Source organism: Novosphingobium taihuense, assembly GCF_007830315.1.
GTDB classification, from domain to species: Bacteria; Pseudomonadota; Alphaproteobacteria; order Sphingomonadales; family Sphingomonadaceae; genus Novosphingobium; species Novosphingobium taihuense.
On sequence record NZ_VLKJ01000002.1, the window covers coordinates 271509 to 289393 of the forward strand.

The 17885-nt window shown below is 65.4% G+C and carries 16 protein-coding genes; 11 read left to right on the top strand and 5 right to left on the bottom strand.

The features are described from left to right. Positions 1–69: 69 nt before the first annotated feature. Entirely contained in the window at positions 70–492 is a 423-nt protein-coding gene (locus IQ25_RS06215) for a hypothetical protein (protein WP_144903824.1), read from the top strand. A 198-nt stretch (positions 493–690) separates the two neighbouring features. On the opposite strand, the gene IQ25_RS06220 is transcribed toward IQ25_RS06215, so the two are convergent. After that, positions 691–1896 carry an MFS transporter gene (locus IQ25_RS06220; protein ID WP_144904231.1) on the bottom strand — a complete coding sequence of 402 codons (1206 nt, stop codon included), beginning with the start codon at positions 1894–1896 and terminating at the stop codon, positions 691–693. A gap of 254 nt (positions 1897–2150) precedes the next feature. Between IQ25_RS06220 and IQ25_RS06225 the strand changes: the two genes are divergently transcribed. Together IQ25_RS06225 and IQ25_RS06230 are read left to right on the top strand one after the other, a co-directional pair. After that, positions 2151–3170 carry a YeiH family protein gene (locus tag IQ25_RS06225; protein ID WP_407070584.1) on the top strand — a complete coding sequence of 340 codons (1020 nt, stop codon included), beginning with the start codon at positions 2151–2153 and terminating at the stop codon, positions 3168–3170. Between the two features lie 89 nt (positions 3171–3259). Beyond that, complete coding sequence (locus IQ25_RS06230; RefSeq protein WP_338113534.1) at positions 3260–3766, top strand: TspO/MBR family protein; 507 nt, start codon at positions 3260–3262, stop codon at positions 3764–3766. 140 nt (positions 3767–3906) lie between these two features. On the opposite strand, the gene IQ25_RS06235 is transcribed toward IQ25_RS06230, so the two are convergent. Beyond that, complete coding sequence (locus IQ25_RS06235; RefSeq protein ID WP_144903829.1) at positions 3907–4281, bottom strand: C-glycoside deglycosidase beta subunit domain-containing protein; 375 nt, start codon at positions 4279–4281, stop codon at positions 3907–3909. A 13-nt stretch (positions 4282–4294) separates the two neighbouring features. Continuing rightward, complete coding sequence (locus IQ25_RS06240; RefSeq protein WP_246415672.1) at positions 4295–5299, bottom strand: sugar phosphate isomerase/epimerase family protein; 1005 nt, start codon at positions 5297–5299, stop codon at positions 4295–4297. 361 nt (positions 5300–5660) lie between these two features. On the opposite strand from IQ25_RS06240, the gene IQ25_RS06245 reads away from it, so the two are divergent. The 7 genes from IQ25_RS06245 to IQ25_RS06275 all read left to right on the top strand — a co-directional run bounded on the left by IQ25_RS06245 (position 5661) and on the right by IQ25_RS06275 (position 14441). After that, on the top strand, positions 5661–6503 hold the full coding sequence (locus tag IQ25_RS06245; protein WP_246415648.1) for a nuclear transport factor 2 family protein: 843 nt from the start codon (positions 5661–5663) through the stop codon (positions 6501–6503). A 5-nt stretch (positions 6504–6508) separates the two neighbouring features. Further along, a complete protein-coding gene (locus IQ25_RS06250) occupies positions 6509–8068 on the top strand; it encodes a carboxylesterase/lipase family protein (RefSeq protein ID WP_144903835.1) in 1560 nt (519 codons plus the stop codon). Positions 8069–8191: 123 nt separating this feature from the next. Continuing rightward, complete coding sequence (locus IQ25_RS06255) at positions 8192–10633, top strand: DUF1592 domain-containing protein (protein WP_258536966.1); 2442 nt, start codon at positions 8192–8194, stop codon at positions 10631–10633. After that, positions 10630–11967 (top strand): DUF1552 domain-containing protein, encoded by a 1338-nt coding sequence (locus IQ25_RS06260; RefSeq protein WP_181447194.1) that lies wholly within the window; start codon positions 10630–10632, stop codon positions 11965–11967. Before IQ25_RS06255 ends, IQ25_RS06260 begins: the two co-directional genes overlap by 4 nt. Then, entirely contained in the window at positions 11960–13264 is a 1305-nt protein-coding gene (locus tag IQ25_RS06265) for an ankyrin repeat domain-containing protein (RefSeq protein WP_144903841.1), read from the top strand. The genes IQ25_RS06260 and IQ25_RS06265 overlap by 8 nt, the downstream gene beginning before the upstream one ends. Positions 13265–13293: 29 nt before the next feature. After that, positions 13294–13743 (top strand): c-type cytochrome, encoded by a 450-nt coding sequence (locus tag IQ25_RS06270; RefSeq protein WP_144903844.1) that lies wholly within the window; start codon positions 13294–13296, stop codon positions 13741–13743. 26 nt (positions 13744–13769) lie between these two features. Beyond that, on the top strand, positions 13770–14441 hold the full coding sequence (locus IQ25_RS06275; protein ID WP_258536967.1) for a cytochrome b/b6 domain-containing protein: 672 nt from the start codon (positions 13770–13772) through the stop codon (positions 14439–14441). Here the strand turns inward: IQ25_RS06275 and IQ25_RS06280 are convergent. Together IQ25_RS06280 and IQ25_RS06285 are read right to left on the bottom strand one after the other, a co-directional pair. After that, entirely contained in the window at positions 14438–14980 is a 543-nt protein-coding gene (locus tag IQ25_RS06280) for a phosphoribosyltransferase (protein ID WP_144903847.1), read from the bottom strand. The two genes, IQ25_RS06275 and IQ25_RS06280, sit on opposite strands and share 4 nt — an antisense overlap. Before the next feature lie 156 nt (positions 14981–15136). Then, a complete protein-coding gene (locus IQ25_RS06285) occupies positions 15137–16069 on the bottom strand; it encodes a LysR family transcriptional regulator (protein ID WP_144903850.1) in 933 nt (310 codons plus the stop codon). Positions 16070–16195: 126 nt separating this feature from the next. On the opposite strand from IQ25_RS06285, the gene IQ25_RS06290 reads away from it, so the two are divergent. Further along, positions 16196–17764 carry an amidohydrolase family protein gene (locus IQ25_RS06290; protein ID WP_144903853.1) on the top strand — a complete coding sequence of 523 codons (1569 nt, stop codon included), beginning with the start codon at positions 16196–16198 and terminating at the stop codon, positions 17762–17764. The last annotated feature ends 121 nt before the right edge of the window (positions 17765–17885 follow it).

The following is a 17885-nucleotide window of genomic DNA, read 5'->3' on the forward strand; positions in this document are numbered from 1 at the left end:
CAAGAGCGGGCGTTCCGGTGACGACGCAGTTGCAGTCATCCCATTCTTCATGCTTTTCTGGCGACGATGATGAAGTCAGTCGCCGCCTATCTCGTTAACGGACGAGTTCTGATCGCGCCATTGGTCCGCACAACGAGCGGCGTTGGCTTGGAGATCAACCCGCAAAATCTTGGCTCAAGCCCTGACCACAAAGAAGTTGAAGCCGGATTGGCTATTGCCTTCGCTCGATCTGAGTGGATGGTTCCGCACCCAGCGCAGAGCGAATGGAAGGGATTCTTTGACCCTTTTCTGAAGGCAGCTGGCGTTCGGAGCTTAAAGGCGTTCATGGCAACGGCACAGCTGTTGAACGTCGAAGAGAAAGTTGGCGAGTGGATTGTCACTCCCCACCGCAATCTCGGAGCGAAAGAGGGCTTTGAGCCAATACTACAGGATCAACAAAGGCTTCCCGATTTGAGTGCGGTGGCCAACGCATTGCTCAAGCTAGAGCAATAGGTCTGAAGTCCGCTCCCCACCCCAAAGCAGCCATCCAAGCTGCAAACTCGCAATCCCAAAACCAGCCATCACCCCGGGCTTGACCCGGGGTCCCGCTGCCTTTGCGCGACAGCACAGCGCTGTCGATGCGGAATCCCGGGTCAAGACCGGGATGACGAGGGTAGAGAAAACATCAAGCTTCCGGGGGCGTGCAGGCCGTCACTCACCCACCGCCAGTTCCAGCTTGGGTAGCATCAGGTGGATGAAGGCCAGCGCGACGAGGTAGGCGCTGCCGCAGATTGCGAACATCGGGACGTAGCCCAGGCCATTGGTCAGCGACCAGCCCGCGAACTCGATGATCGCCGTGCCCGAGAGGTTGCCGGCGACTGCGCCCAGCGCGATCACGCTGGCGACGCGGGTGGCGGGGATGACGTCGGCGGTCATGCCGAAGACGTTGGTCGAGAAGCCCTGATGCGCGAAGAGGCCGAGGCCGATGAGCACGGCGGCCATCCACGGGTTGCCGGTGAACAGGGACAGCGGCATGGCCAGCACGACCAGCGCATAGAAAAGCATCGAGGTCTTGCGCGCGCGGTTCACGCTGAAGCCCTTGCCGAGCAGGATCGGATAGAGCCCGCCCGAGGTCAGCGCGCCCAATGCGGCCAGCGTGAAGATGATGGCGATGGGCCAGCCCAGTGCGCCTTGGCTCAGGCCGAACTGGCGGTTGAAGAAATCGGGCATCCAGAACAGCACGAACCACCATACCGCATCGATGCAGAATTTCGCGCCGATCACCGTCCACGTCTTGCGATCGGAAAGCAGCACGCCCCACGGCACGCGCGCGCGCTCGGGCATGTCGCCCAGCGGCTTGAGGTTGCGGGTGCCCAACCACCAGCCGCCCAGCCAGATGAAGCCGAGCGCGCCGGTGACCCAGAAGGCGGCCTGCCAGCCAAAGGCCAGCGCAAAGGGCGGGATCAGCAGCGGGGTGAGGATTGCGCCGATGTTGGGTGCAGTGTTGATCAGGCCGATGGCGAAACTGCGCTCTTTCACCGGCAGATACATTGCCGCCGCCTTCAGCCCGGCGGGCGTGCTGACGGATTCGCCTGCCGCCAGCACGATGCGCGCGGCGACGAACTGCTGCACCGTCTGCGCCAGCGCATGGGCCATGCCGGCCGCGCTCCACACCGTGACGGCGATGGCATAGGCGATGCGCACGCCCAGACGGTCAACGAACCAGCCGACAAAGAGCAGCGTGCCCGCTGCCGCGATCTGGAAGGAGGAGCCGAGGTGGGCGTAATCGCTGTCGGTCCAGCCAAATTCAGCCTCGAGCGTGGGCTTGAGCAGCGCCAACACCTGCCGGTCGACGTAGTTGAGCGCATTGCCGAGGAACAGCAGCAGCACCAGCGCAATCCCTGCGCTGCGCGCCATGCTGGGCCCGCCAACGCCGCCCTGGGCCTGCCCCAATCCGTTCATCAGTGCTCTCCCGCCATGCGTGCGCTGCTCTTGCGCTTCTCGCTTGCAAGATAGCCGCTCCGGCGCGTAAGGAAAGCACAATATGACACCGTGGGACATAAATGGCCCACGCAACGAAAAATCCAGGCAGGAGAACGGGTTTGGAACGCCGGACCACAGGCCAGATCGATTGGGTTTCGCTGCCATCGGCGGCGGACCTGTTCGGCGAAATGCACCTCGCAGAGTTGGCGCCTGCGCCTGCCCCACAACGCGAGACGGTGTTTCACGGCCTTGCCGTCTGCGTGATCGCGGCAGCGGCAGCGGCATGGCTTTCCGAGCACTACCACTTCCCGATCATCCTGCTGGGCCTGCTGATCGGCCTATCGTTGAGCTTTGTTGCCAAGGACCCGCGCAGCCACATGGGCCTCGACTTCGCATCGCGCACTTGCCTGCGCTTTGGCGTGGTGCTGCTCGGTCTTCAGGTGACGTTCGGGCAGATCGGATCGCTGGGGCCGCAGCCCTTCGCGGCGCTGCTGGCGATCATGACCGTCACGTTCCTGGCCGGAATTGCCGGGGCGAAGCTGGTAGGCGAATCCCGCTACACCGGCATTCTGGCAGGCGGTGCCACCGCCATCTGCGGAGCGAGCGCGGCGATGGCGCTCTATGGCATCATCGGGCGCGAGCGGCTGAGCCAGTCGCAGTTCGCGATCACGCTCGTCGTCGTCTCGCTCGCCAGCGCGCTGGCGATGTCGCTCTACCCGATCCTTGCGGAATACCTGGACCTTACCGACAGCCAGGCCGGTTTCCTGATCGGCGCCTCGATCCATGACGTGGCGCAGGCAATCGGCGGAGGCTATGCCTTTTCGGCTAGCGCTGGCAGCTATGCGACCATCGTCAAGCTTTCGCGCGTGGCGCTGCTCGCGCCGGTCGTCATCCTGACCGGGCTTGCCATCGGCAGCGCGCAGAGCAAGGGCGACGATCCGATCTGGAAGCGGCTGGCGCTGCCTTGGTTCATCGTGGCGTTCTTTGCCGTGGTTCTGGCCAATTCGATGGTGCAGGTGCCTGCAGACCTTCGCGACGCGGCGCTCAATGGATCGAAGGGCCTGCTGCTGATCGCGGTGATCGCCACGGCCATGCGCAGCCGGCTCGACCTGCTGATGGAAACGGGGCTCAAGCCCGCCATTCCGGTGACGATCGCCACGCTGGTCAGCTTCGTCGCCTCGCTTGCGTCGGCTTATCTGATCAGCTGAGCGGCCTGCAGGGCCCGGAACCAGCGCCCAAATCGCCGGTTGTGCATGTGACGCGGGAAGCCCATAGGCTGGTGATGCCGGAAACACATGTGATCGTAGCCGTAGTCTGGGCCGTCGTGCTCGGAGGACTCGGCGGAATGCTGACCAAGATCGGGCCGTGGTATCGCGACTTGCGCAAGCCAGCGTGGCAGCCGCCTGACTGGCTGTTCGGCCCGGCATGGACGATCATCCTCGGTCTTGCCGCCTGGGCCATGGTGCTCAGCTGGGAAGGTGCGAGCGACGACTGGGGGCGTCGCGTGATCATCATGCTCTATGCCGCCAACTTCGTGTTCCACTTCCTGTGGTCGCCACTGTTCTTCACGCTCAAGCGGCCTGACTGGGCGCTGGTCGAGGTGGTGCCGCTGTGGCTCTCGGTCCTCGCACTCTGCGTGGCGTTGCGGCAGTTCTCGGAACTGGCGAGCTGGCTGATCGTGCCCTACCTCGTGTGGGTGAGCTTTGCCGCCTGCCTCAACATCGCCATCGTCTATCTCAACGGGCCGTTCCCGACCAAGGAGATCATCACGCACGAGAGTGAGCGAAATCTTCACGAGGTGTGAAGTCCCGCACATATTCCGGATCGTACCTGGGCTATTCACGCCTTGCGACCCGAAGGGCTCTGCCAGCCAGAGTTCCTTAACTTCAAAGGGGCGGTGCGATTGATCGCGCCGCCCCCTTTTTTGTCTGGTGGTTTCGTGGATCAGGCGGCGAGCGCGAGGTCCTTGGTGTCCTTCGTGGTGGGGACGAAGGGCAGGTACGAGACGCGATAGCGCACGGCGAAGGTGATCTGGTGATCGCCTGCGGCGAGGCCGCCGTTCAGCACGATGATCTTCGCCTTTTCGCCGAAGTTCCAGCGGTCATCATAGACCGTTTCCATCTCGTCGAGCGTGTACGTCTTGCCGCGCACGCTGAAGCGAACGGATTCACGCGACTGCACTTCGCCGTCGACGGTGACCTGGATGTCCTCGATCATCGAGAGGCCGAGGCCGCGGTAATAGGGCAGGCGCCCGAGGAAGGAAAAGCCGCCGTCTTCCGACTGGAGGCTGCCCTCGACGATCATCTTGTTGTCCATCATCGCTGGGGTTTCCTTATTCTGCGGCTTCGCGGGTCGCTTCGGCGTCGGCCGAGGCGGTGGGCGAGGTCTTGATCGTCGGGACTTCGGCTTCGCCCAGAAGCTTCGCGAGCATGACCTGCTGGCGGCGCACCTGTTCGACCGAGTCGGGCTCCTCGGCGTCCTCGATCCAGCGGTTGCCTTCGTATTCCGAGCAGATGTAGCCTTCGTACCCGCCCTGCTGCAGGACCTTGACGATCTCGTCATAGGGGATCGAGGGTTCCACGCAGTCCCCGTTGGTGTCTTCCATCATCTGGTAGAACTTGCCGTGGATGTTGTGGATGCGCGGCATGTAGTCGAGCATGCGCTTGGGCTCGAACGCGGCGTTGTGGCGCAGCGTTTCGGCCATGGCGATAGCCGGGCCGGTGCCGCCCATCTCCTGGACTTCGAGGATGACGTATTCCGAAAGGACGCGGTCGGCGTAGGCCTTCTCGATGTAGTCGGCGATGTTCCGGGGCACGCCGATGCGCAGGAATTTTTCCTTCCACACCGGCGGGAACGCGTGGAGGAACATGCCCATATCGGGCAGGAAGCCGAGCGCATCTGAGCCCGACTTCTCGAAGGCTTCGGCGTGGCGCACGATCCACGGGTGATCGAAGTGCAGCGGGGCGTGGACTTCGATCAGGATCTTGATGCCGTGCTCTTCAGCATGTGGCGCGGCGGCCACGAGCACTTCGGGCGCGATCGAGACGAGCGCGCGGATGAACTTCATGCCGAGACGGGCACCGAATTCGATGTCTCTCTTCACGCTGGCGACCTGCTCGTCGAAGGGCATGATGCGGCCCTTGTAACGCTTGTAGTCGAGCATGAAGTCATGGCTGACGGGCGTGCAGTCGTACTGCTTGATCAGGCGGTGCCAGTTTTCGACATCGGCATCGGCCGCGCCATATTCGGGCCAGCCCCAGAAGGTCTGCTCGCCAATGATCTCGATGCCACGGGCGCCGAGTTCCGCGCTGGTGCGGATGCAGTCCTCAAGGGTCATCTTACCCTGGAAGGTCTCGTTCTGGTAGGAATAGAGGCTTACGCCTCTTTTGATCTTGGACACAGGTCACCTCCTGGCGGGGTTGCTTTAGGTTAGCCGGGCACAGGCTGCGGTTCGGTTCCGTGCCGAGTTTACAGATCGGACAGGGCGTGGGCCGGGCCATTGCGGGCCGCATGCCTTTCGCTCTCTCCAAAGGGTCTGGCGCCCTCTATTGGAATGGACATTCTACTAATTCAATCTTGCCGTCAAGGCTTGTGAATAGGTGCTTGATCCCATTTTAGAATCAACATACTTATTTTTGTACCAGGCAGCAGCGAGCGCGAAGACGTGCCGCGAACCGAACTGCCAGAGGGAGAGCAACATGAAGATTCATCAATTGCGCAAGAGCATGCTGGCGTTTGGCGCGGCCAGCCTGGGAATGGCATCTCCGCTGCTGGCCAAGGAAGATATTTCGGCCGAAATCGCCGCGCTCAAGGGCGAAGTCTCGCAACTCAGGGCCGCGGCGCAGACCTCGCGTGACCGGGCCGAGGTGGAGAACCTGTTCTCGCGCTACATGTATCTGCACAACGCCTTCCGCGACACCGAGATCATCCCGCTCTGGGCGAAGAAGGGCACGCCCGACGTGCGTTCGCAGTACAGCAACCTTGGCGTCTATACCGACTGGGACAAGATCATGTCCTATCACCAGGGTCGCCCGGCACCGGTGAGCAAGCTGGTGTTCCACTACATCACCACGCCGATGATCGAAGTGGCCGGTGACGGCCAGACCGCAAAGGGATTGTGGATCGTCAACGGGCTGGAATCCGGGCTGGTCGAGCCCGATCATGCCAAGAACATGCCGGCCTGGATGTTCGAGAAGGACCTTGTGCAGGGCAAGAAGGTCTGGATGCACAACGTCTATCTCAAGTACGGGATCGACTTCATAAAGCAGGACGGTCAGTGGAAGATCTGGCATTTCCACTGCTTCGAAGTGGCGCGTGCACCCTATGGCATGGGCTGGATCCCCTTTGCCGCCGCCGCGCAGGACGATGCCTTCAACGTTGACCTGATGTACGTGGGCGATGATGGCAAGCCGGTGTTCATGCCCAAGGTCGATGGCCCCGCCACGGTGCTTTCTAACACCTATCGCACCGATACCTCGCAGAAGCTGGAGGCACGCCCGCCCGAGCCTTATCGCACTTTCAGCGAAACGTTTGCGTACTGAGCGGCATGTTGAGGATTGCAAGCTTCGCCGGGGCGCTGGCCCTGTGTTTCGCTTCGCAAGGTGCGCTGGCCCAGAGCGTCGTCGCAACCAGCGGCGGCGAGGTTCGCGGGACGGTAAACGGGGGCGCCGAGGCTTTCCTTGGCATCCCCTATGCCGCGCCGCCGGTGGGGGCCAACCGCTGGCGCGAGCCGCAGGCTGCAGAGCCCTGGCAGGGCGTGCGCGATGGATCGGCGTTCGGGCCGGTGTGCCAACAGGGCGTGCCCGCACCGTGGGGGCCTTATACCGCAGAGTTCCTCGCCGCGCCGCCGATGAGCGAGGATTGCCTGACGCTCAATGTGTGGCGTCCCAAAGGCGCGGCGGGCAGGTCGCCGGTGCTGGTGTTCATCCACGGCGGCGGCTTTGGCGGCGGAGCGGGGAGCCTGCCGATCTATGACGGGGCAAAGCTTGCGGCCAAAGGCGCGGTGGTCGTCACGATCAATTACCGTGTCGGCGTGTTCGGCTTCATGGCACATCCTGCGCTGACGGCGGAATCGCCGCTCGGCTCTTCAGGCAACTACGGCCTGCTCGACCAGATCGCCGCGCTGAAATGGGTGCGCGCCAATGCCGCGAGGTTCGGCGGCGATGCGGGCAACGTGACCGTCTCGGGCGAGAGTGCGGGCGCGGCTTCGGTGGCCGACCTCATGGTCTCGCCAATGGCAAAGGGCCTTTTCGACAAGGCCGTGGCCTTCAGTGGGGCGAGCATGGCGGTAGACGTGCCCCCGCTGCGGCAGAATGAGCAGATCGGGACCGACCTTGCTGCCAAGCTCGGCAAGACGACCATTGCCGCCATGCGCGCAGTCCCCGCCGAAGCGCTGATCGAGGCGACGCGTTACGTTCCCGGCGCGAGCAGTGGTCCACCGCGGCTGATGTTCGTGCCCAATGTCGATGGCAAGGTCATTCCGTTCGATCCGATCCGGGCGACCGGCCCTGTGGCCAGCCCGGTGCCGCTGATCTCGGGCTATAACAGCGCGGAGATGATTGACCCGTCGGTGCGCACGCCCGCGCAGTTCGAGGCGGCGGTGCGGGCGCGCTATGGCGCTTCTGCCGAGCGTCTGCTGGCGCTCTATCCGCACGCCACGGGAGCCGAGGCGGTGGCCTCCAACACGCTGATCGCGCGCGATCGCTACATGGCGGGCTTGCTGCTCTGGGCGCGCGAGCGCACGCGTAGCGCGCAGCAGCCGGTTTTCGCCTATCTCTACGGCCACGCCTATCCCTCGGTTAAAGGCGGGCAATCTTGGGGGGCCTTTCACTCCTCGCAGCTGCCCTATGTCTTCGGCAACATCGGCATCGGCGAGCGGGCGTGGACCCCTGCCGACGGGCGCGTGGTCCGGCAATGGCAGGACCGTCTGCTCGCCTTCATGCGCACCGGCGTGCCGGGCGAGGGCTGGGCGAAGGTTTCGAAGACCAGTGCTGCGGTCATGGGGCTGGGCGACCGCGAGGACATGCGCCCCGCCGTATCTTCGCCTGAACGCTTCGAGGCGTTTCGCGCCTATGCCGAAGGCGGGGGCAAGCTCGGGCTGATGTAGCGTACGATTGGCCTTGAGCCGGGGTGCGCGCTTTATGGCTACGCCTCGTGCCGTTAATGGCAATGGACGCGTGCACCCCCGCCCGATAGTCCCGCGGCAATGGCAAAAGGGGCGCGTATCGCATTGGGTTTGAGCGGGCTGCTGGCGGCATCGAGCCTGCTGCTGTCCGCGCAATCCGGGGCCGAGCCGGGGGTCATTGGGCCCGATGCTATCGCGCAGGATCGCGCGGCGATGGTCGAGCCGCTGCTCGATAAGTACTGCTCGCGCTGCCACAACGATTTCGATCACGTCGCCGGGCTTTCCGTGGGCGATCTCAAGGCGTCGGACCTTGTCGATGGTCGCAATGCGGAGGCGTGGGAGAAGATCCTGCGCCGCATGGCGACGGGCGAGATGCCGCCCCATTCCAAGCCGCAGCCGGAGCTTGCGCAGCGCGCCGCCGTGGTCGAATGGCTCGACAGCGCGCGGGCGCAATATGTGGCGGCGCATCCCGATCCCGGCCGCAGCGCGGTGCGCCGGTTGAACCGCACCGAATATGCAAATGCGGTGCGCGATCTGCTGGGGGTTCAGGCCGATCTTGCCCGCGCCCTGCCGCCCGACAATTCGGGCTTCGGGTTTGACAACATCGCCGACGTGCTGAGCGTCTCGCCCACGCTGATGGAGCGCTATGTCGCCGTGGCGGGCAAGGTGGCGCGGGCGGCGACGGGGCTGGTGCCCAAGCGCGCCTTTGTCACCACATGGCAGGTGCCCAAGGACGGTTCGGTGATGAACGGCGGCGTGCCTGCGTTCAACGAGCGCGCCGTCGATGCGTTTGGCGCAGGCGATCTGCCGCCGGCCTCGCGCGGGGGCACGGCGGTGCGCTATGTCGCGCGGGTTGACGGGCTTTACGATGTCGTCGCCTGGCTCAATTCCAACACAAACAACGAGACCGACCGGCTGGTCGAGGACCGCTATTCGTTGCGCGTGGGCCTGACTGCGGGCGAGCACCGCATCGGCGTTTCGTTCCGCCGCCAGACCTGGCCGGACGAGAGCGTGCAGTTCCTGCGCAACGATACCGACTACGTGCCGCTGCCGCTGGATACGCCGAAACTGCTGCCGATGGACGTGTGGGTGGATGGCAAGCGGGCGGGCACGGTGCAGGTGCCCTCGTGGCGGATGCATCCGCGCTATTCGCAGCGCAACTATCCGCGCGACGTGCTGCAGCTGGATGTGGCGGGGCCTTATGACGCCAAGGGCGCAGGGGTCACGCCGCAGCAGGCTGCGCTATTCCAGTGCCGTCCGCGCACTGCGGCCGAGGAAGGGCCTTGTGCGCAGGCGATCGTCTCTTCGCTGGCGCGGCGGGCGTGGCGCAGGCCGGTGACGGCGGCAGATGTGGCGCCCTTGCTGCGGATCTATGGCGCGGCAAGGGCCGGAACCAGTTTCGAGCAGGGCATCGAGGCCGCGGTGGAGGCGATCCTGGTATCGCCGCAGTTCCTGTTCGTGGTGGAAAGCCCGCCCCCTACGGGGATTTCGGGTGCGGCCTATGGCGTGTCGGACCTTGATCTGGCCACGCGGCTGGCGCTGTTCCTGTGGAGTTCGATCCCGGACGAGCGGCTGCTGGCGCTGGCCGAACAGGGGCGCTTGCGCGCGCCCGGCGTGCTCGATGCGGAGATTGCGCGGATGCTGGCCGATCCAAAGGCGCAGGCTTTGACCGACAACTTCGCCGGGCAGTGGCTCTACCTGCGCAACCTCGATCAGCAGCGCCCGGACATCACCGAGTTTCCCGATTTCGACACGCGATTGCGCAGCGCGATGGCGACCGAGACCAGGATGTTCTTCGCCTATGTCATGGGCGCCAACCGGCCCGTCACCGATTTCATCCGCGCCGACTATACTTTCCTCAACCAGCGGCTGGCGCGGCACTATGGCATTCCCGGAGTGAGCGGTACGGCGTTTCGCAAGGTCAGGCTTGATCCGGCAACGATGCGCGGCGGGCTGCTCGGGCAGGCGAGCATCCTGACCGTCACGTCCTATGGCAACCACACTTCGGTGGTGAAGCGCGGCAAGTGGGTGCTCGACAACATGCTCGCCTCGCCCCCGCCACCGCCGCCGCCAGATGTGCCCGCGCTCAAAGCCGAGCATGACGGGCGCAAGCTGACTGCGCGCCAGCAGCTGGAACTGCACCGCGCCAACCCGACGTGCGCCGCCTGCCATGCCAAGATGGACCCGCTGGGCTTTGCGCTGGAAAACTTCGACGCGGTGGGCGCGTGGCGCTCGGTCGATGCGGGGCAGGACATCGACAACACCGCCGTGCTGCCCGATGGCCGCGCGATTGCCGGGTTCACCGGGCTGCAGCAGGTGCTGATGGACCGGCGCGACGAGTTTGCGCAGGCCTTTACCGAGCGGCTGATGACCTATGCCCTCGCGCGTGGGCTGGGGCCGCAGGACATGCCCGCCGTCCGCGCCATCGCGCGCAAGGCGGCGCAGGAGGACTATCGCGTGCAGACCATCGTTCGGGGGATCGTGACCAGTTCGGCGTTCACGATGCGGCGTGCGCCTGCGCTGAAAGTGGCGGAGTTGAAGCGATGATCGTGCGCCGCCCTGCTCTGTCTCGTCGCACCGTGTTGCGCGGGCTTGGCACGATCATGGCGCTGCCGTTCCTCGAGGCGATGATGCCGAGCGCGAAGGCGGCGGACATTGCGCAGCGGCCCAAGCGGTTGCAGGTGTTCTATACGCCCAACGGCATGACCATGGCCGAGTACCGGCCCGTGGGTGCGGGGGCCGAGTTTACGCTGTCGCAGACGCTTTCACCGCTTGAGCCTTTCCGGAAGGACCTGCTGTTCGTGACAGGGCTGGGCCACCCGCAGGCGGCGGCCTTCGGGGATCGTCCGGCGGGGCATGGCCGCTCGTGCCCGGCGTTCCTTACCGGCACGCACGCGAAGCAGACCGAGGGGCCGGACATTCGCTGCGGCGTGTCGATGGACCAGGTCTTTGCGGCGCATCTGGGAGACGCGACGCAGCTTCCCTCGCTCGAACTGGGCATCGATCAGGCGAGCCTGCTGGGCAGTTGCGACATCAACTATTCCTGCGCCTATACCAACGGAATCTCGTGGGCCACGCCGACGGTGCCGCTGCCGGTGACCGCCAATCCGCGCGACGTGTTCGAGCGGCTGTTCGGCGATGGCGAGGCGCTGGACGAGACGAGCCGGTTGGCGCAGCTGCGGCGGCAGACCTCGATCCTCGATTTCGTGCGCGACGATGCGGCGCGGCTGTCGGGCGCGCTGGGCACGGAGGACCGGCACAAGCTGGACGAATATCTCGACGCGACGCGCGCGATCGAGAAGCGGATACAGCGGGCGCAAGGCGAACCGGCGCCGCAGGGAACTACGATGCAGGCGCCACCGGGCATTCCCGATGACTTCGCCGCGCATGTGAAGCTGATGATCGACCTGCAGGTGCTGGCCTTGCAGGCGGACCTGACGCGGGTTGGCACTTTCATGATCGGGCGCGAGATCTCGAACCGGACCTATCCCGAAATCGGCGTGCCGGATTCGCACCACATGCTCAGCCATCATGGCAAGAACCCCGAAAAGATGGCCAAGCTGGCGCTGATCAACCGCTATCACATGAGCTTCTTCGCCTACATGCTGCAGCGGCTGAAAGAGGTGCGCGACGGCGAAGGATCGCTGCTCGATACCATGCTGGTGCTGCGCGGATCGGCGTTCGGGGATTCGAACGACCACGATTTCATGGACTTGCCGGTGATCGTGGGCGGCGGGCTGGTGCAGGGCGGGCGGCACATGACCGTGGCACAGGGGACGTCGATGTCGGACCTGATGCTGGCCGGGCTGAACCTGCTGGGCGTGCCGGCGACGAAGTTCGGAGACAGCAGCGGGCCATTGAAGGGCCTCGCCGATGCTTGAGCTTGTCGCCGGGTTGCTGCTCGCAGGCGCCTCGCCAGTGGCCGAGGCCATCGCGGCGGACGATGCGGCGGCCTTGCAGGCCGCGCTGGCGGGCGGGGCCGATGCCAATGCGCCGCTCGAATACGGCGAAAGCCCGCTTGCCCGCGCGGTCGAGGTTCAGGACCTGGCGCTGGTGGCAGCGTTGCTGGGCGCGGGCGCGAAACCGAACCTTGCCGATGTGAACGGGCTGACGCCGCTGGCGCTGGCTTGCGAGCGGGGAAATCCGGCGATTGTCTCGGCGCTGCTCAAGGCCGGTGCCGATCCGCGCAGGGCCGGGGCGGAAGGGGCCTGGCCGCTGGCACTCTGCGCGCGGTTTGCACCGCCTGAGACTGTGGCGGCGCTGCTGGCCAAGGGGGCGAAGGCTGATGCGCCCGATCCGCGCGGGCAGACGCCGCTGATGTGGGCGGCTTCGGCGGGCAAGGCCGATGCGGTGGCGCTGCTGGTCAAGGCAGGGGCCAAGGTCAACCGGGTGACGCCCGCCGGGTTCACGCCGCTGTTCTTCGCCATCGCGGGCGGGAATGTGGATGCGGTGGCGCTGCTGGTGGATGCGGGCGCCGATCTGGGCCATCGCGGGCCGGAGAATACCAGCGCGCTGCAACTGGCGCTCTACCAGAAGAACTGGGCGGCGGCCGAGCTGCTGATGGCGCGTGAACGCTGGGACCTTGCCGAGATCGACCGCAACGGCAACCGCCCGCTGCACGTTGCCGCGGCGGCGGGGCAGGGTTCGTTGGTGGCGGCGCTGCTGCGCGCCGGGGCCGATGCCAATGGCCTGACCGGACCTTCGCGGATCACCTGGGTGACCGAGGCGAACTTTGGCGTGGCGCCGCCGCCCAAATCTCCAACTCCCCCCCTGATCTCCGCAGCAGAAGGGGGGCAGGCCGGGGCCATGCGGCAACTCATAGAGGCAGGGGCACAGCGCGGGGCGGTGCTCGACAATGGTACCAACGTCCTCCTCGCCGCCGCTTCGAGCCGCAGTCCGGATGCGCTCGAATATGCGCTGACGCTCGCCCCCGATGTGACGTTTGCCGATGCCAACGGCATGACCGCACTGCACCGCGTGCTGGGCGGCGCGTGGCATCCGGGGCTTGAGCGGATGCTCCGCCTGCTTGCCGCCAGGCGCGCGCGCACCGACCTTGCCGACAAGTCTGGCCGCACGCCGGAGACGATGGCCGAGGGTGGCCTTGCCACGGTGCGCGAGGTCTATGCCAAGGTCTTTCCCCAAAAGCCGCCTTCCGCGCTGGCGCTGAAGCCGCTTTGATCTGCCCGTTCTATCGAGGAACCCGACCCATGATCCGATCCGCCGTTCTTGCCCTTGCCCTTGCTGCCACTGGCGCGTCTTTCGCCATCGCCGCATCTCCCGCCGATACGATTGCGGCGCGGCAGGCGAACTTCAAGAAGATGGGCGGGGCGATGAAGGTGATCAAGGACGAACTGGCAGGCGGGGCGGACAAGGCCAGGATGGTGGGCGCGGCCCGGACGATTGCCGCGATGGCGCGCGCGCAAGGCCCGTTGTTCCCCAAGGGCACCGGCCCCGGCGCGGGCGTGAAGACCGACGCGCTCCCCGCGATCTGGACCGACCGTGCGACGTTTGATGGTCATGCGCGCAAGCTGATTGCCGAGGCGGACAAGCTGGTGGCCGTGGCGGGCAGCGGCAATGCGGCTGCGGTGGGCGCGCAGTTCAAGGCGGTTGGCGGCACGTGCGGCGGGTGCCACAAGGCGTTCCGCGCCGACGATTGATCCGGTGCGGAACGAAGGGGCGATCTGTGACTGAAGTTGCGACGGGCAAGGTTCGGGTTTGGGACGTGCCGGTGCGGTTGTTTCACTGGTCGTTGCTGGGGCTGTTCTGCTTTTCGTGGTGGAGCGGGGAGAACCATGAGATGGACTGGCACCGGCAGTCGGGCCTGCTGGTGCTGACGTTGCTGCTGTTCCGCCTGTTCTGGGGCCTGGTCGGATCGCGCACCGCGCGGTTTGCGCAGTTCCTGAAAGGCCCGCGCGAAGTCATCGCCTATGTACGCAAGGCGGGCGACGAACATGCCACCGACGGGCACAATCCGCTGGGCGGGTGGAGTGTGGCGGCGCTGTTGCTGGTGCTGCTGACGCTGGTTGGCGCAGGGCTGTTCGCGGTCGATGTGGACGGTTTGGAGTCAGGTCCGCTGGCCGATTACATCAGCTTCGATGCGGGGCGGCAGGCTTCGGAGATCCACGAAATCGCGTTCAAGCTGGCGCTCGGGCTGGTCGGTTTGCACGTCTGCGCGATCGGCTATTACCAGTTCCTCGTCGGCCGTGACCTCGTCAGCCCGATGATCACCGGCAAGCGCGAGCTGGCGCCGGGCGAGAGCGTGGACGGGGTGCGCTGGTCACCCCTGCGGGCGCTCATCGGGCTTGCCGTGATCGCCGCGCTGGTCTGGGCGGTGTCGAAGGGCTTTCGCGTCTAGGCCAGGCGCTCGGGCACGGCCTGTGCTTCTTCGGCAAGCGTATCGGCGGTCATCACCGCTTCCCACGGGAACACGAACCAGCGCTTGTCCTGGGCGCGGTCGATCACTTCGGCGGTGTAATCGACGCGGGCCTGCGAGCGGCAGTTGTCCATCAGCACGGCGAAGCGCAGGTTTTCCTTGTTGCAGCCGAAATCGGCCAGCAGCTTGCGGATATAGACGATGGTGCCGCCGCTGTCGTTGATGTCGTCAACGAAGAGCAGGCGCGTGCCATCGGCGGATTTGCCCGCGACCTTGCCCAGCAGCTCGTCGGCAAAGCCGGGGACTTTCGAGGAATGGTCGATCGAGAGCATCGGCACTTGCAGTTCGTGGCTGATATAGACCGCCGGGACGAGGCCGCCGCGCCCGATGCCGATGATGAAATCGGGCTTCCAGCTGTCAGCCGCCAAAGTCCGCGAAAGGCCGCGTACCTTGGCGAGGAAGTCCTCGTAAGCGATGTAGTTGAGCACCGGAGCGGCAGAAGTGGTCGCGGAATCGGGCATGACCGGACGATACCTTGGCAGATGTACAAGATTCGCGGGGTATCGCCTGGAGCGGCGTGGGGCAATCGCCGTTCCCACGTCTTTTTGGGTTTTGCCTGACCTGCCGCGTGCGGACGCTCTGGATTGCTTCGCTTCGCTCGTAATGACGATGGGGTGTTACGCCCCGAGCGGGCTCATCGCGGCGGGATAGGCGAGCTGGCCGAAGGCGGTCTGCATTTCGCCCAGCACGATGTCGGCCGCGTAAGTCGGCGGGCGGGCGGTGGCGGTGCACAGGGCGAGCGTCATCGGGCGCAGGACGGGGTCGGAAATGCGGGTGAACGAGAGAAGGCCTGCGCGGACTTCGGTCATCACGTCCAGCGAGGTGAGGATGCCGATGCCGACGCCTTGCAGCACCAGCGACGTGATCATCTGGATGTTGTTGCTCGTCGCCTTCTTGTCGAGCGTGGCGCGGGTGGTGCCTTCGAGCACGGCGATCTGCTGATGGACGGCGAGTGCATTGGAGGGGACGACGACGGGCGAGCCGATGCAGGCGGAAAAGCGCGCCTCGGCCTGCTGGCCGAAGGGGTGGCCGGCAGGCGTGATGAAGCCGAGGTGGACATCTACGAAGGCGCGCACGGTGATGTCGCGGAAGGATTCGGGATCGAAGAAGATGCCGAAATCGACCTCGTTGCTGGCGATCATGCGGCGGACCTGATCGTTGCCGGTGACCTTCACATCGATGGTGATGCCGGGGTAGCGGCTCTGGATTGCCTGGATCGCGGCGGGGATCACGCCCTTGGCCAGCGCATCGATCACCGCGATTTCAACGTGGCCGCGCTTCAGTCCGCGCAAGTCCTCGATCTGGGCGCGCACTTCGGAAAGGCTCTTCTGCCAGCGCCCGCCTGCGGCCATCATGATCTCTCCCGCAGAGGTCAGGCGCAGGCCGGTGGGCAGGCGCTCGAACAGGGGCATGCCGATCTCGGCCTCGACGTTGAGGATCTGGCGATCGATCGCCGAGGCCGAGACGTTGAGCTCGTCCGCCGCCTTGCGGATCGAGCCGAGGCGGCCGACCGCGAGGAAATAGCGCAGGAAGCGGGAGAATGCTGGCACCGGACTTGACCCCTTTAACCCTACCTAATTTTTGCAACGGCCTGTGGGATTCATTGCGTTTGTGTGGATCAGGTCAAGTCCTTAGGCAAAACCTATCGCATTTTTCGCGATGGAGGGTTCGCAGACATGGCAGGGGTCAAGACGGCAGCAGGCTGGCGTGCGCACATGCGCGGCGCAGCTGTCTTTGCCGTTCTGGCGCTGGGAATTTCCCCGGCCTTGGCCGAGACGCTGCCGCTCGATCCGGCGCGCGAGGCGGCGGTTGCGGCGCTGATCGACAAGGCCAGGGCGAGCCCGCCCGCACTGCGGGTCCTGCTGCGCGGGATGCCCAAGGGTGGCGACCTGCACAATCATCTGGGCGGTGCGATCTATGCCGAGGATTTTCTCGAATGGGCGGGCGACAAGGGCTTCTGCGTCAAGGCCGATGGCCTCAGCGTGGAGCCGCCGCCGTGCCCGGCGGAGCGCACCATTGCGCGGTTTTCGGTTGCTGACGAATTCGGCTACGACCGTCTGGTCAATGCCATGTCCACGCGCGGCTGGCAGCGCGGAGTCGGCCGCAACGACGTGAGCGGGCACAACCAGTTCTTCGGTTCATTCAGCCGGTTCGGGCCGATTGCGGGCGAGAACGCGAAGATGCTGGCGGCGGCGCGACGGATCGCGGCGGGCGACAATCTTTCCTACCTCGAGCTGGATCACAACACGACCACGCTTTCCGCGAGCTTTGCCGCTGCGCCTGCGGGAGAGCTGGACGCGGCGGGGCTGGAGGCGCGCTATGCCGCCGAGGTCAAGGCCTTGGCGCCGCTGATCCCGGCGGCGCGCAAGGAGCTGGACGCCGACGAGGCCGAGGCGGGGAAGGCGATGGCCTGCGGCACGCCACGCGCCGAGCCGGGGTGCAAGGTGGCAGTGCATTACCTGTTCCAGGCGATGCGCGCGCTGCCGCCGACATATGTTTATCGCTCGCTGATCCTCGGATTTCTGATGGTCGAGGCCGATCCGCGCTTTGTCGGCGTGAATATCGTCATGCCTGAGGACGCCTACCCAGCGCGGCGTGACTACAGGCTGCACATGGCGATGATCCGCCTGCTGGCGAAGAAGCATCCATCCGTGAAGCTGACGCTCCATGCAGGCGAGGTGACGCTGGGCCTCGTGCCGCCGCAGGACTTGCGCGACCATATCGAGCAGGCGGTGGCAGCAGGCGCGAAGCGCATCGGCCACGGCACCGGCATCGCCTTCGAGGACAACGCCGAGGCGACCATGGCGCGGATGGCGCGCGAGGGCGTGGCGGTGGAGATCAACCTTTCGAGCAACGACGTGATCCTTGGCGTGAAGGGCGCTGACCATCCGCTGAACCTCTATCGCGCGCATGGCGTGCCGGTGGTGCTTTCGACCGACGATCAGGGCGTGCTGCGCTCTGACATGACCAATGAATACGTTCGCGCGGTGACCGAGCAGGGGCTGGGCTATGCCGAGCTGAAGAAAATCGCACGGGCAGGGCTGCACTATGCATTCCTGCCGGGCGAGGCGCTGTGGGCCGATGTGGCGGGGCTGAAGCCGGTGGCGGCGTGCGCCGACCTCGCCGCGCCCTCATGCGCAAAGTTCCTGTCTGCAAACGAAAAAGCGCGCCTTCAGGCCGATCTCGAGCAGCGCTTTGCCGCTTACGAGACCGTGCGGCTGGCGCGCGCGGCAGGGGAGAATTGACGGCGCAGGCCAGCGAGGCGGGCGCCGGGGAACAAGCAACGTGCGCGACTTGCGTATTCATCGCCGCAGCGCGGCATGATCGAAGGGACGACAGCACGAAAGAATGAGGGAGAGGCGCGGT

Bases quoted from the DNA above. Each gene is read 5' to 3' on its own strand.
- IQ25_RS06290 (WP_144903853.1), top strand. From the start codon at position 16,196: ATGGCAGGGGTCAAGACGGCAGCAGGCTGGCGTGCGCACATGCGCGGC.
- IQ25_RS06220 (WP_144904231.1), bottom strand. From the start codon at position 1,896: ATGGCGCGCAGCGCAGGGATTGCGCTGGTGCTGCTGCTGTTCCTCGGC.
- IQ25_RS06270 (WP_144903844.1), top strand. From the start codon at position 13,294: ATGATCCGATCCGCCGTTCTTGCCCTTGCCCTTGCTGCCACTGGCGCG.
- IQ25_RS06215 (WP_144903824.1), top strand. From the start codon at position 70: ATGAAGTCAGTCGCCGCCTATCTCGTTAACGGACGAGTTCTGATCGCG.
- IQ25_RS06260 (WP_181447194.1), top strand. From the start codon at position 10,630: ATGATCGTGCGCCGCCCTGCTCTGTCTCGTCGCACCGTGTTGCGCGGG.
- IQ25_RS06235 (WP_144903829.1), bottom strand. From the start codon at position 4,281: ATGATGGACAACAAGATGATCGTCGAGGGCAGCCTCCAGTCGGAAGAC.
- IQ25_RS06225 (WP_407070584.1), top strand. From the start codon at position 2,151: ATGCACCTCGCAGAGTTGGCGCCTGCGCCTGCCCCACAACGCGAGACG.
- IQ25_RS06240 (WP_246415672.1), bottom strand. From the start codon at position 5,299: ATGACCCTTGAGGACTGCATCCGCACCAGCGCGGAACTCGGCGCCCGT.
- IQ25_RS06245 (WP_246415648.1), top strand. From the start codon at position 5,661: ATGAAGATTCATCAATTGCGCAAGAGCATGCTGGCGTTTGGCGCGGCC.
- IQ25_RS06265 (WP_144903841.1), top strand. From the start codon at position 11,960: ATGCTTGAGCTTGTCGCCGGGTTGCTGCTCGCAGGCGCCTCGCCAGTG.
- IQ25_RS06280 (WP_144903847.1), bottom strand. From the start codon at position 14,980: ATGCCCGATTCCGCGACCACTTCTGCCGCTCCGGTGCTCAACTACATC.
- IQ25_RS06250 (WP_144903835.1), top strand. From the start codon at position 6,509: ATGTTGAGGATTGCAAGCTTCGCCGGGGCGCTGGCCCTGTGTTTCGCT.